16 protein-coding genes are annotated in these 12,319 nt (G+C 42.8%); all 16 read right to left on the reverse strand.

Features of this window, described 5'->3' with window-relative positions; genetic code table 11:
* Positions 1-164: 164 nt before the first annotated feature.
* A complete protein-coding gene (locus JJE29_04445) occupies positions 165-749 on the reverse strand; it encodes an arylesterase (GenBank protein ID MBK5251864.1) in 585 nt (194 codons plus the stop codon).
* Positions 750-838: 89 nt separating this feature from the next.
* Positions 839-1,099, reverse strand: a complete 261-nt coding sequence (locus tag JJE29_04450) for a hypothetical protein (GenBank protein ID MBK5251865.1) — start codon at positions 1,097-1,099, stop codon at positions 839-841.
* A gap of 427 nt (positions 1,100-1,526) precedes the next feature.
* Positions 1,527-1,691 carry a hypothetical protein gene (locus JJE29_04455; GenBank protein MBK5251866.1) on the reverse strand — a complete coding sequence of 55 codons (165 nt, stop codon included), beginning with the start codon at positions 1,689-1,691 and terminating at the stop codon, positions 1,527-1,529.
* A 127-nt stretch (positions 1,692-1,818) separates the two neighbouring features.
* A complete protein-coding gene (locus tag JJE29_04460; protein MBK5251867.1) occupies positions 1,819-2,325 on the reverse strand; it encodes a flavin reductase in 507 nt (168 codons plus the stop codon).
* Positions 2,326-2,396: 71 nt separating this feature from the next.
* On the reverse strand, positions 2,397-3,119 hold the full coding sequence (locus tag JJE29_04465) for a 1-acyl-sn-glycerol-3-phosphate acyltransferase (protein MBK5251868.1): 723 nt from the start codon (positions 3,117-3,119) through the stop codon (positions 2,397-2,399).
* Positions 3,120-3,142: 23 nt separating this feature from the next.
* Positions 3,143-4,177, reverse strand: a complete 1,035-nt coding sequence (locus JJE29_04470; protein MBK5251869.1) for an HlyC/CorC family transporter — start codon at positions 4,175-4,177, stop codon at positions 3,143-3,145.
* Positions 4,178-4,190: 13 nt separating this feature from the next.
* A complete protein-coding gene (gene corA, locus JJE29_04475) occupies positions 4,191-5,171 on the reverse strand; it encodes a magnesium/cobalt transporter CorA (GenBank protein ID MBK5251870.1) in 981 nt (326 codons plus the stop codon).
* A 52-nt stretch (positions 5,172-5,223) separates the two neighbouring features.
* Complete coding sequence (locus tag JJE29_04480; protein MBK5251871.1) at positions 5,224-6,168, reverse strand: anion permease; 945 nt, start codon at positions 6,166-6,168, stop codon at positions 5,224-5,226.
* A gap of 4 nt (positions 6,169-6,172) precedes the next feature.
* Positions 6,173-6,829: a DUF47 family protein gene (locus tag JJE29_04485; protein MBK5251872.1), complete on the reverse strand. Its 657-nt coding sequence runs from the start codon at positions 6,827-6,829 to the stop codon at positions 6,173-6,175.
* A 232-nt stretch (positions 6,830-7,061) separates the two neighbouring features.
* Positions 7,062-8,288, reverse strand: coding sequence for a glycosyltransferase family 4 protein (locus tag JJE29_04490; GenBank protein ID MBK5251873.1), 1,227 nt, complete (start codon positions 8,286-8,288; stop codon positions 7,062-7,064).
* 55 nt (positions 8,289-8,343) lie between these two features.
* The gene (locus JJE29_04495; protein MBK5251874.1) at positions 8,344-8,799 is read right to left on the reverse strand and encodes a hypothetical protein; all 456 of its coding nucleotides are present in this window, start codon (positions 8,797-8,799) and stop codon (positions 8,344-8,346) included.
* Between the two features lie 64 nt (positions 8,800-8,863).
* Positions 8,864-9,436 carry an orotate phosphoribosyltransferase gene (locus JJE29_04500; GenBank protein ID MBK5251875.1) on the reverse strand — a complete coding sequence of 191 codons (573 nt, stop codon included), beginning with the start codon at positions 9,434-9,436 and terminating at the stop codon, positions 8,864-8,866.
* A gap of 12 nt (positions 9,437-9,448) precedes the next feature.
* Complete coding sequence (locus JJE29_04505) at positions 9,449-10,351, reverse strand: dihydroorotate dehydrogenase (GenBank protein ID MBK5251876.1); 903 nt, start codon at positions 10,349-10,351, stop codon at positions 9,449-9,451.
* Positions 10,341-11,048 (reverse strand): dihydroorotate dehydrogenase electron transfer subunit, encoded by a 708-nt coding sequence (locus JJE29_04510; GenBank protein MBK5251877.1) that lies wholly within the window; start codon positions 11,046-11,048, stop codon positions 10,341-10,343. The genes JJE29_04505 and JJE29_04510 overlap by 11 nt, the downstream gene beginning before the upstream one ends.
* The gene (gene pyrF / locus JJE29_04515; GenBank protein MBK5251878.1) at positions 11,041-11,892 is read right to left on the reverse strand and encodes an orotidine-5'-phosphate decarboxylase; all 852 of its coding nucleotides are present in this window, start codon (positions 11,890-11,892) and stop codon (positions 11,041-11,043) included. Before pyrF ends, JJE29_04510 begins: the two co-directional genes overlap by 8 nt.
* A partial coding sequence (locus tag JJE29_04520; GenBank protein ID MBK5251879.1) for an amidohydrolase family protein occupies positions 11,867-12,319 on the reverse strand: 453 nt, incomplete at its 5' end. The genes JJE29_04520 and pyrF, both read right to left, overlap by 26 nt.

Here is a 12,319-nt window from a genome sequence, read left to right on the forward strand (position 1 = left end):
TTATGGAAACCTCCGTTTAGCTAACAAAAATCAAGCCTCTCACAAATCCACAATCAATCTTTTTTCTTTCTGCTCCCATAACCGAAAACCCTCAAATAAATATAAACCGCGAAAAAAGTAACTGCCGCAAAACCGATAAATGTCTGCATTATATCCCTCCAATTTTATTTTCTTGTTAATTTCGACATCGCTTCCGATATTATTGACGCCATGAGTCTGTTTCCCTCAACATTGAGATGCAATCCGTCCGAGTATAAGTCCCTGCCACGCTTTGCGTCATACTCGTAAAATGGCCTGTATGCATCTATATAGTCTATTCCAAATATCTTTGCGAACTCTCCAACCCATCCCCTATACTGGCAAAGCTTATTGCGGACAGTGCTGAAATCTGCAAAATTTTTCCACTCCGGATAGACCATATCGTCAATTATATCAATCTCTATTCCTAAAATAGGCAATATACCCCGAGCCAGCGACTGGTATGCCATTGACGACATATTTGCCTGTACTCTGCTTGCCGGCTCACCCATTATGAAATCATTGGCTCCGCCCATCAATAAAACAGCTTTTGGTTTTTCCATCAAAACATCTTCGTAAAAACGCGACAACATTCCTCCCGTCGTATCTCCATTTATACCCTTGTTTATATATAAATCTCCCGACAATTCGGATGCCAGGCTCGTCCACACATCGCGTCGCCTTACTCCATATCCATATGTCAAGCTATCTCCCAAACATACAATCTTCATGAATCCTCCCATTGCCGCCTTTTTAATCATTATATATTATGCGTAATAAAAAAGGAATCCATTGATGTTTCGGATTCCTTTGAAGATTCTCACGCTAATTCTTCAATTTTGTTTTCCATTTCCTCTATTTCATAAAATATTCGAGTCAGTTTTTCAGCATCCACTTCCTCATCCATTTTATGGGCTGCATAAACCAAATCTCCTATTTCTTTTTTCTTTGTCTTTATTTCAGATTCAAGCTGAGCCATGTTGAATTTCATCTTGCCCGTCTCTACCAATTCCGCGGACTTAGCTCCGATGGTAGATGCAGTCTCCTTTGTAGTGCTCTTTATCTTGTCTAGTAAACTCATATGCCGCCTCCCATATATTTTTTGTCTTTCCTTTAACAAATACCCTTCTTTATAAAAATTATTCATCTACGTTCACTGGAAAGAATCCGTTTTTTCATATTTTCGACTGTTCAATGGCGCAGTTTATGAAATTATTTATGAATCGGATGTTTCTTTCCTTATCATCAGGAAAATCCCTTATACACGAAATAATTGACAAAGATATAATTCTAGCAATCCTGCCGAAATTATTCCTTTCATTATATCAAATTGCTCCGCAAATGCCACCCCATGTCCAAACTTTTCGATCCCCTCTCAAATAAAAAAGTCTTGCATCCGATAGGTTAATTAGCAAATGATCTTTGACTCGTGTTTGCAAACGGGTTATCGTATATATTAAATGGCAAAAGAAATCATTGGCACTCCGGGCACGACCGATTTAAAAAAATTAAAAATCATCTGCACCTTCGCCGAAGAAATCCATTTCGCTTTCTTCGCCATGCTTCACGTATACGATTTTCATTTTTTCCAGATTTTTTTCCATCTTTCTTAGCAATCCGCCTATTCCCGCGCTATCCTTCTTCTTTGCCACAGTCAATGCGTGGGAAGACATTTGGTAAGATCCTTGAACCCGAATGTCTTGGCTGTTTCCATGATTGTGCTCAGTATATCGATGATCCCGTCGAAACTATTTCTTTCAAGAAGTTCTTACAAATCGGCCATATTTTTTTCGTTCATGCTTATTCAACTACATACGCAGAGACGATTTCAGCGTAGTAAAGGTTGTAAAAATCGCCCCGATTGCAATACTCATTTTCCGATTTTTCAAGAAAGGCTTCCATCTTCATTTCGTTCTTCATTAAAACCTTGCAATCGAGATGCAACCTGCAATCGCCGACTATAAAGGTTTCTAGTGTTTGGGACTTCATTGCGGTCAAGTTGCACTCCGAAAATTTATCCGTGGTCATTCCTGTTGTCTGCCCGCATATGAGCAGTTCATCGGTAAAATCCCTGTCCACTGGCACGCTGACAGTGAATTCACCTGTCTTTTCTATCAATCCGCATGTAAACCTCGAGGGTTTTATCAATGCAGCAAAAACCGGCTTGCCCCACATAATACCTATGCTTCCCCATCTGCTTGTCGTTATGTTGGCAATACTGCCGTTTCTCGTGTTTAAAAAAACGCCCTTCGGCAGTTGCCTAAGAAACTTTTCCGTATAAAAACTGTAGTCGACTCCGCAATACAATACAATCCCCCCAGCCAAACTTGATATTTTTGCTCAACATATATTTTTTACCCTTTACATTTCATCTATAATCATTTTTTGCGGTTTAATTCATTTTGTATTTCACTCTTCACTTTTTCAGAAATGGCCGATGTGTCCCTCAGTGAAATCTCCCCAAAATCGACCGGTTTCAGCACGGAGACTTTGACACTGGCAGGTTTAACCCGCAATGTATCCCTGCCCTGCATACGCCATGTCCCATCAATTGCAACAGGCAACACAGCCGCCTTGGATTTTGTGTAAATCTTAAATGCTCCGGCCTTAAATTCTCCAATATTCTCCGATCCGCTTCGGGTCCCTTCGGGGAAAACACACATAGGATGACCATCTGCAACGGTTTTAGCTGCCCTTCCTATGGCTTTGAGGGAATCCCTGGGATTGCTTCTATCCATGAACACACTATTTAGGTAACGCATCCACCTGCCCAATATGGGTATTTTCCTTATCTCCTCTTTGGCCAGAAACCCAACAGATGAATCCAGATACCCAAGCAAAACAGGTATGTCGAAATTGCTTTGGTGATTCGATATGAAAAGCACGGGGCCTTCCTTGGGTATGTTTTCGAGGCCCACTATTTCAACCTTGCTGCCGCTTATTCCAATAACGGACTTCCCCCATATCCTCGATACAATGTGCGCAAAGGCTTCTGCCTTCGGTTTTGAAATAAGGCTTACTATTTCAACTACAATCATTGCAGGAATCGTCAAAAGAAGACTAATCCAAAGCAATGTATAAAAACAAACCGTTCTGAACATGATTTCCGTCTCCTCTATTTTTTTTATTTCGTTTCCGATTTCATATTCTCTTGTTCCATCTTAGCTTTGTGTTTTGAAAGAGCAAGCTTCTGCATATCCTCTGTTCTATCCTGCTCATCGACTATTTCAACCTTTAAAATCTCCTCGACGATATCTTCAAGGGTAACAATTCCGTTAAACATGCCGTACTCTCCGTATACAAGGGCCATATGGCTCCTGCTATGTATGAATACATTCAGCAGGTTATCCAAGCGGGTATCCCTGTCTGTAAATATGACTCCTCTTTTTTCGCAGACATCTCCCACCGTAAAACCCTTGCCTTTGCAAAAACCAACCAACTTCTTGACATAGAGTATACCAATTATGTTTTCGTCTGTGCCTTCATACACAGGAATTCTTGAAAAACCCTTGCTTATTATTTCTTCAAGTAAATCATCATCAATAATTCTTCCCGCCTCAAGTAAATATGAAACCGTTCTCGGTGTCATGACATCAATTGCCTTCTTTTCCGAGAATGAAAGAGCCCCAAGTATTATCCTTTCCTCATCCTCGTCTATGTTGGAATCGGGAGAATCCTCGTGCTCCTTTATTATTTCCCCAAGCTCGCTTTTTGACCAGATTGTAGGCAATTCCTTGCCTAGCATTAAGTCCAACATTATTGAAAGCGGATAGCATACAGGAGAAAAAATATAAATCATACCCTGTACAAGCCAAGCTGTTTTCGCTCCTATTTTAAGGGCATTCCTCGAAAACACTGCCTGCGGAAGAATTTCTCCAAAGATGAGAATCAGACCGGTTGATACCAATCCGGCAACTACGCCCGTTGCAATGCTGCCCAGAAATATCGCCATGGTTGAATTGACCGCTACATTTCCTGTCAGAAGTGTGCAAAGAAGCAAATTCCCATTCTTCCTCACCCTGTAAACCTTTTGCGCTTTCTTATCTCCAAGCCTAATTTTTCTTTTCAGCTCTGAAACATTGAGACTGAACAGCCCAATAGTCAAGCCGGAAAAAATAGCAGACAATAAAAGAAGCATTATGACAATGACATAATTCATGGATTATACCTCTCTATAGCATTTTTTTGTTCTTGAAATATTTTAGCATGAGAAAAACCGCAGTCGCCGTTATGACCCAAAACATCGGATAGCCGGCGCGCCAGCCGATTTCCGGCATATACTTGAAATTCATTCCATAGATCCCCGTAAGAAATGTCAATGGTATGAAGATAGTGGCGAAAATAGTTAGGGTCGTCATTGTCCTATTCATCCGGTTGCTTAAGTTTGAAAGATACGTGTCCGACATTCCCGAAACCATTTCCCTATATATTGACAACGAATCTATTATATGAAAAACATGCTCGTATGAATCTTTGAAATAGATTCTTGTCTCTGGCTTTACAATGGGTATCTCATCCCTTGACAGCACGTTGAATACATCCTTCAAAGGCCAGACCGAATTCCGGAGTATAAGTATGTTTTTTCTAAGCTTGTGTATTTCTTCAAGCACGTCCTCTGTTCGCGTCATTATAAGGCGCTCTTCAAGGCTCTCTATCTTGATATCCATTTTTTCAATTAGGTCAAAATAATTGTTGATTATGGATTCTAAAAGAGCCTGCAAAAGGTAGTCCGGTCCGTTCTTTCGAACAAAAGAGTCATCAGTTTCAATCGCCTTTCGGACCTCGCTAAATACATCTCCCTTCCTTTGTTGGAAGGAAATGAGGCTGTCCTTTGTCAGTATGAAACTTACCTGCTCGTTTCTTATTCGATTCTTGGCTCCATCATATGTAGGCATTTTAGCGACAACAAACACAAATTCAGGATACACTGCAATTTTGGGTCTTTGTCCCTTTGTTACTATGTTCCTTTTCACAACCCTATGCCGCGTTTTCAAAAGCCCAAGGGTTTTATCCACGGCCTCCGCTTCTTCCATGTCATTTACATTTATCCAATGGAATAGCGAATCTTCGATTTCCATCTCTTCAAAACGGTTTGCAAATTTTCTTTTCCAAAGTCGTTCATTATATTCATATTTTTCGAATAATCCCGACAATTTAAACACCCCTTCTGTTTATTTTGATTAACTTGCATCCCCTTGTTCTTTTCTATCCCGCGATTTTTAACAGCACAAAGCTAATCAGCCCTGCAATAGATGGCGTTCCGAACCATGCGAGTACAATGTTTCTTATGGTCTTCATATTGACGGTCTGTATCCCTTTGACCAACCCTATTCCAAAAACTGCTCCGACAATGGCTTGGGATGTCGAAACAGGAATGCCTACCTGCGCATAGAAATACACAACCAACGCTGCAGAAAGCACAGATATGAATCCCGAAAAGGGATTTAGATGGACTATTCCCTTTCCCACAGTCATCATCACAGGTTTCGAATGCGTCAAGACTCCAAACGCTATGGAAAGCCCTCCCAGCACAACGGCTTGTCCTGCGCTGAAAAATTCAAGTCTGCCAACAAAAAGAGCCGTTATATTAGCCACGTTATTTGCTCCCAAAGCATATGCAGAAAAAGCACCCGAAAGTATGAATCCGATTTTTATGAACCGATCGAACAACTCGATGTTGTTTATACGCTTCTGTACATGCTCGCTCACGAGCCTATACAAAACATATCCAATTGCCATGGCTCCCAAAGGCGTTAAGAACCAGGCTCCAAAAAAAGGCAGGGTTTCTCTGATTACGAATCGGCCATCCGCTATTCCCGAGCCGATAATTGCTCCGATGACCGCCTGGGATGTTGAAATCGGGAGCTTGAAAATTGTCAAGGACCCTACCGTCACGGCTGCGGCACTCATGACGAGGAAAGCGTCCATCCCTGAAAATACACCGTTGCAAGCCGCATATGCCCCTAAATTCTCTATGCCCGCCGCGCCTTCCATTAAGGCTCCGGCCACCACCAGGACCGCCGTTAGGGATACGGCCCATCCGTATCTGATTACGCGTGTTGCCACAGCAGTTCCAAAACAATTGGCCGAATCATTGGCTCCCAATGCCCAACCCAAAAATACCGCAGATATCAAATAGCAATATATCATAGAATCAAACCTTTCTGATTACGATGATTTTTTCTAGCAGATCGGAAATATCCTCCGCCAGATCGGAAATATCCGCAAACTTGGTGACAAAGTATCTCAATTGATTCTTTTCAGCCAAGGAAAGGCCGCTGCGATATAAATCTTTGATGATTGATTGCTCAATAATGTCTACTGCGCTTTCATGGGCGTCTATTTCAAAGCACAATTCATGCAAATTCTTATTTTCGCTCCATATGTCCGAAAAAATCTTGTCCACCGCTATTCGGAGTTTCTTAAGCTGAAGCTTCGTCTCCTTGTTTATCGCCATGAGTCCGTCCAAATACTCATCGTCAATCTCTACTGCCTGAAGATAAATATCCCTCATTATTTCCTCGGACTCATTTGCTATTTCATCTATTTCCTCAATCAGACAGAGAACTTCACGCCTAGACTGAGGCAAGAGATTGCCCTTCAGAAGCTCTATTACTATGCGTCTTCTTATGGCATCTGCATCGGTCTCCATTGCACTGATTTCCTTTACATAGGCCAATGCCTTTTGCTCGTTCCCTTCCTCAAATATATCCTCCACATATTCTGTGAGCCTTTCATGGCAAAGAATGCATTTGTCGAGATGCTCCAAAATTTGGTCGTGGATTTCCAAGTGTTTTGTAAAAAAAGCCATTTCTTCACCCCTTTTTGAATTTGCTTCATATATTACAGTATAACCTTAAAAATGTCTTTAGAAAAGCCGTCTACATCGTCCACATATTCGTTCACAAAAAAACAAAAAGCCCATCTATAGAAATCCATGTTTTCGGTTTCCTATTTCCTGTGCTTCAAGGCACTTAATGTTAGAGACATTAATGTTATATAGCTGCATCATGCAGCTATTCAATAATACAGCGCAATTGTATTTATATTTTTGGAATATGACTTTCAATTGATTCAAATACGCTTTCCCATGACTTTCTTTTTACGAAATCCTTTCTGATTTCGGAATCAGTCGGAAGCAGGTTCGAGTCCATCTGTTCTATTAAAACCTCTGCAAATCTGCCAGCATAATCGCTTTCGTCTTCCTTGAGCGGCTTGTCTACCGAAACCATTCTCGGCAGCTTAACCATCAAAGCATTTCCGGACTCAGTCATATCCTCTCCAAACCACGCCTTCAATCCTCCCAATTCAGAAACAGCCAATCTCATTCCGCAGGCTGCGGCCTCCACCAAAACGAGAGGGAGCCCCTCATAAAACGATGGAAGTGCGAAAACGCCGCTTTCCCTAAATAATATTGCAAGATCAAACTGATCCATGTTTCCCATGAGCCTTACACTCTTCATTTTTCTTGCCCTTGCTGAAAGCTGCTCGTATTCCGTTCCCTTGCCGGATCCCGCAAGGCAAAGCCTTGCCTCCGGCCTACGCGCCAAAACTATTTCAAATGCATCGAGAAGGCTCAAAACCCCCTTAGCTTTGCTGATTTTACCCGCATATACTATCTGTTCCGGCTTCCGACTCAAGCCCTTATTATCTTCATTGAAGCAACTTCTGTCGTATCCTGCTCCCGTAACAGCTATTTTTTCAGGATGCACACCGTAAACTTTACAGATTCGACTCTTTTGAAAATCATTTAGTGCAAAAATACCGTCAAGATTTCTGCATGCATTTATTACTCTTTGACTATGCATCCTGTTGTTTTCCATCTGCCTGAGATCGCTCCCATGCGAAAAAGCAAACACCGGAATATTAGTAAAGCTTTCCCTTACGAGCGCGGTCAGAAGCCATAGATGGTGGGATATTATGACATCCGGCTCAAACGATTCAACAGTCTCCGTCAAATGCCTTCCGAACGAATTCTCCCAAAGTTCCAGATTGTTGCCGACAAGCTCATCGTACCGGGTGCTTTCATATGGCATTTCATCGCTCATTCCCACGACTGGAAAAGGCAATTCCCTGCTTTCGAAAAGCACCGGCTCAAAGCAGATTCCTTCAGGAAGGCAATACTCTCCCTTGTCTCCGTGGGAAGGCATTCCTGCAATAAGTGTTTGCTTGTATCCTTTGCTTTCTGCTTGGAGTAAAATATTCCTCGCAAAAACACCGCTTCCTGTCTTTCCGGGTTCCTGTGCAATCACATGAAGGATTTTTCTCATTTCCATTCTCCTCGCAATTCCTTTTCGCTGCAAAATTTTTAAAGTACTCGTTTTCCTATCGTTTCGCAAACCTTAGAATACCTTTCATTAATTTCGATAAGGGGCACATATATATGCACCAAAATCTTTTCCTAAAAAACACTTCCGTTAGCAAGGCCAGAATCATGCTGCCTACCATCAACCCAAAAAAATAATACCACTTTGCTCCGTCCCTATCTGCAAATGCTATCAAGACAAACAAAATAAAACCAATGTAAGTGAAAAAAAACAACCATCCCGCAACATTGGCTTTCTTTGGATTTTCTTTTATATGTCTAGATTGATTTTCACCCGCAAAATCCAGAAGATTGCCTATGGGACAGGTATCGTAGCAAAAGCTCTTTTTTTTACGCCATACCGTTTCAATCAATGCATATGCAAAAATCAGAAATATTCCGCGCCAAAGCCGCAAAACGCAAACAACTGTAAATACGCTTCCGAAGAACAGCCACCCCTTAATTCTTGCCTTCATTTTCATACCCCCCAACCGTATATATTCCGATTGTACAGGATAAGTGCAACTTTTTCAAGCTGGGTTAAACCATTTTTCTAGAGCCTGGTTTTACCCATGGCATTCCGCTCTTGCATAATGGACATTCATCCGGTTCATATACACTTATATCCGCTTTTACAGCGCTAAACACCGGAAAACCCAAGGCATCGCTTCCGCCACGGTCCACAAGGCACACTGCCGCTACGACTTCAGCACCAAGACTCTCTAAAAGATTCTTGACCTCGTTAGTCGACTTTCCTGTTGTTATTACATCCTCTGCAATTATTACTCTGTCTCCCTGCAAAATTTCAAAGCCCCTTCTTAGGCACATTTCATTGTCTTTCCTTTCCGCGAAAAGAGCCTTCCTATTCATCTGCCTTCCGAATTCATAGGCAGGGATTACCCCTCCCATAGCCGGTCCCACAAAATAATCAAATTTCAAATCTTCTATCTTTTTAACTACCTCGCCAACCACAATAGCAGCCTTGTCGGGGTAGGCCAAAACCTTCGCGCACTGAACATAGCCCCCACTGTGCTTCCCGGAAGACAATAGAAAATGTCCCTCCAATATTGCCTCGGTTTCTTTGAATATTTCAAGCAATTCCCTCTGTTCCATAGCTTGTCTCCTTTATAATATGCCTGTTATCTCAGACAGGCTTTTAATTTTTTCACGTTCCATGAAGGTTTCGATTTCTTCGATTATCCTTGTTCCCGCCCTCAAATCCATGAAATTGGCGGTCCCAACCTGAACACATGAAGCCCCCGCCATTATAAACGATATAGCATCCTCTCCCGTAACAATCCCTCCCATTCCCATTATGGGCACATCGACGGCTCTTGCCACCTGGTGAACCATCCTGAGCGCTATGGGGCGAATCGCCGGTCCGGACAGTCCGGCATATGTATTGTCAAAAATTATTTTTCGCTTTTTCACATCAACCGCCATGGCTTGAATAGTATTAATTAAAGATATGGCGTCCGCCCCTGCCTCTACGCATGCCGAAGCGATTTCAGCAATGTCGCCCACATTCGGCGACAGCTTCACCATCAACATCTTCGCAGTATGCTTGCGAATTTCCTTTACTATACCGTAAGCCGAATCAGCATTGGTTCCGAAAGCCATCCCACCGCTTTTTACATTTGGACAAGATATGTTGAGCTCTATGATTTCAAATGGAGTATCTTCTATTCTTCGTACAGATTCTACATAGTCCTCTATCTTAGATCCGCTGACATTAACCAAAATCCTGGTATCAAGCTTTTCAAGATAAGAGGCTTCATCTGCAAGAAACCCTTCAACGCCAGGGTTTTCGAGCCCTACACTATTCATTATGCCCGAAGGTGTCTCCCACACTCGTATGCCTTTATTGCCGTCTCTTTGCTCCATGGTTATTCCCTTTGTGGATATACCTCCCAGCTTGGAAACATCATAGCATTCTCCGTATTCCTTTCCAAAGCCAAAGGTACCCGAGGCCATAACCACCGGATTTTTAAATGTTATGTTCCCAAAATCGACTTGGCTACAGCTCATCAAAGAACACATCCTCTCCTGCAAAAACGGGACCGTCCTTACATGTTTTCTTATTTCCATTTTTTGTTTTACATGTACATACTAAACATGCCCCTATGCCGCAGGCCATGCGTTTTTCCATCGACACGAAAACCTTGACATCGTAGGGCCTCGTTTTTTTTGCTAGGGCCTCCATCATGGGCTCAGGACCGCAGGCAAAGATGACGTCATACCAGGATGGATCAATCCCTTCAGTCACAAATCCTCCTATGTCTATCTGCATGGAATCGGCATAGGCCGAAAAACGGTCAGAATTGATATCCTCATCGGAATATCCGAGATAGATGTCAAGCTTTTCGGGACTTAATTCCCTTATCGTTTTGGCTGCGAGCCTAAGAGGCGCCGTTCCCAATCCTCCTCCCACAAGCGCAATGCGTCCCGTCTCCATGGGGAATCCGTTTCCATATGGTCCATCGATGCTTATTTCATCGCCAGGTTTTTTCTTAGAGAGTATACGGGTTCCTTCTCCGCAAATCCTGTAAAGGAATACTATGCGGTCGTCCTCGAGGTCATGGATGCTGAGAGGCCTTGAAAGCACCGGGTATTCGTCCCATGCACGAACCATGTAGAACTGCCCCATTCCGCCCTCAAAGCTCCCTTCTACAGCAATCTCATATACCGTTTCCGTCAAGGAATTGTTGTACAGAATTTTACTCATACGCTAGGTCCCTTCTCATCATTTCAACACGCCCGCTTATTATATCCATGAAAGCGTTCTCATTATCGGCTTTCTGCGCATGGGCGATTATGCCCCTAGATGAATTGACCACCGCGCACGGATCGCTTATCGCATCCTTTATGTCGTTGCCGGTTCCTCCCTGCGCGCCGTATCCAGGCACCAGAAAGAACATTCCGGGGCAAATCTTTCTCACTTCATGAAATTCGCGTGTGTTTTTTATACCCACCACTCCGCCTATGGAACTGTATCCGCTGTTGCCTATAAAGTTAGCCCCCCACTCAGCAACTTTTTTTGCAGTTTCCATATAGAGAGGATTCCCGCCCGACATGGTTTTTTCCTGAAAGTCCGCCGCAGAGGGATTGGATGTCTTAATCAAAACAAAGAGGCCCTTATTTTTATTCTTTATATAATCATAATATGGTGATATTGCGTCCTCACCCATGTATGGATTCACTGTCATGAAATCAGCCTCGAACTCGCCACTGAAATGCGCCTTGGCATATAGCCCTGCAGTAGAAGAGATATCTCCCCTTTTAGCATCTGCTATGGATATCAATTTCTTTTCCCTAAGATAGTCCATTGTTTTTCCATAGGCCCTCAGTCCTTCGATTCCCTCCGCTTCATAGCATGCTATCTGCAGCTTGAAGCAGGCCGCCCTGTTCTCTGCCGCATCTATCGCCAAACGGTTGAACGCAAAAATCCTATCATTTTCGGCACTGTATTTCTTTTTCAAAAAATCCGGTATATACTCCATCCGTATGTCCAGCCCAACGCAAATCATCCCCTTGGAAACGACCTCATCGTGCAATCTGTCTACTATCATAAACTATTTCCCCCTCTTTCATTGTAAATACAATCTCCCCTTTAGTCTTCCATCCGTTAAAGGGTGTATTTCTGCCCTTCGACACGAAGGTTTCTGATGAAATTGTCTTTGCTATATCCAGGTCGGCCAAAACCAGGTCCGCGTCAAATCCCTCTTCAATGCGTCCCTTGGCAAGCCCAAGAAGTTCGGCAGGCTTTTCGGCCATCATTTCAATCAGCCTTCCAAGACCTATTTTTTCCTTTTCAAAAACGGTATTCACCATTTCAAATGCTATTTCCACATTAGATATGCCCGGGCTTCCATTTATTTTATCTTCCCTGCTGTGAGGGGCATGATCCGTTCCTATCACATCTACAAGTCCACTCCTAACCGCATCCAAAAGCGCCGCCCTGTCATCGGATGTTCCAAAGGAAGGGTTCACTTTGTA

Source organism: Peptostreptococcaceae bacterium (assembly GCA_016649995.1).
GTDB lineage: Bacteria > Bacillota > Clostridia > Peptostreptococcales > BM714 > BM714.

Coding starts and splice junctions, on each gene's coding strand:
- JJE29_04495 (MBK5251874.1), bottom strand. CDS start 8,799: ATGAAGGCAAGAATTAAGGGGTGGCTGTTCTTCGGAAGCGTATTTACA.
- JJE29_04490 (MBK5251873.1), bottom strand. CDS start 8,288: ATGAGAAAAATCCTTCATGTGATTGCACAGGAACCCGGAAAGACAGGA.
- JJE29_04470 (MBK5251869.1), bottom strand. CDS start 4,177: ATGAATTATGTCATTGTCATAATGCTTCTTTTATTGTCTGCTATTTTT.
- JJE29_04480 (MBK5251871.1), bottom strand. CDS start 6,168: ATGATATATTGCTATTTGATATCTGCGGTATTTTTGGGTTGGGCATTG.
- JJE29_04445 (MBK5251864.1), bottom strand. CDS start 749: ATGAAGATTGTATGTTTGGGAGATAGCTTGACATATGGATATGGAGTA.
- JJE29_04485 (MBK5251872.1), bottom strand. CDS start 6,829: ATGGCTTTTTTTACAAAACACTTGGAAATCCACGACCAAATTTTGGAG.
- JJE29_04450 (MBK5251865.1), bottom strand. CDS start 1,099: ATGAGTTTACTAGACAAGATAAAGAGCACTACAAAGGAGACTGCATCT.
- JJE29_04465 (MBK5251868.1), bottom strand. CDS start 3,119: ATGTTCAGAACGGTTTGTTTTTATACATTGCTTTGGATTAGTCTTCTT.
- JJE29_04505 (MBK5251876.1), bottom strand. CDS start 10,351: ATGAGCTGTAGCCAAGTCGATTTTGGGAACATAACATTTAAAAATCCG.
- pyrF (MBK5251878.1), bottom strand. CDS start 11,892: ATGATAGTAGACAGATTGCACGATGAGGTCGTTTCCAAGGGGATGATT.
- JJE29_04510 (MBK5251877.1), bottom strand. CDS start 11,048: ATGAGTAAAATTCTGTACAACAATTCCTTGACGGAAACGGTATATGAG.
- JJE29_04500 (MBK5251875.1), bottom strand. CDS start 9,436: ATGGAACAGAGGGAATTGCTTGAAATATTCAAAGAAACCGAGGCAATA.
- JJE29_04455 (MBK5251866.1), bottom strand. CDS start 1,691: ATGTCTTCCCACGCATTGACTGTGGCAAAGAAGAAGGATAGCGCGGGA.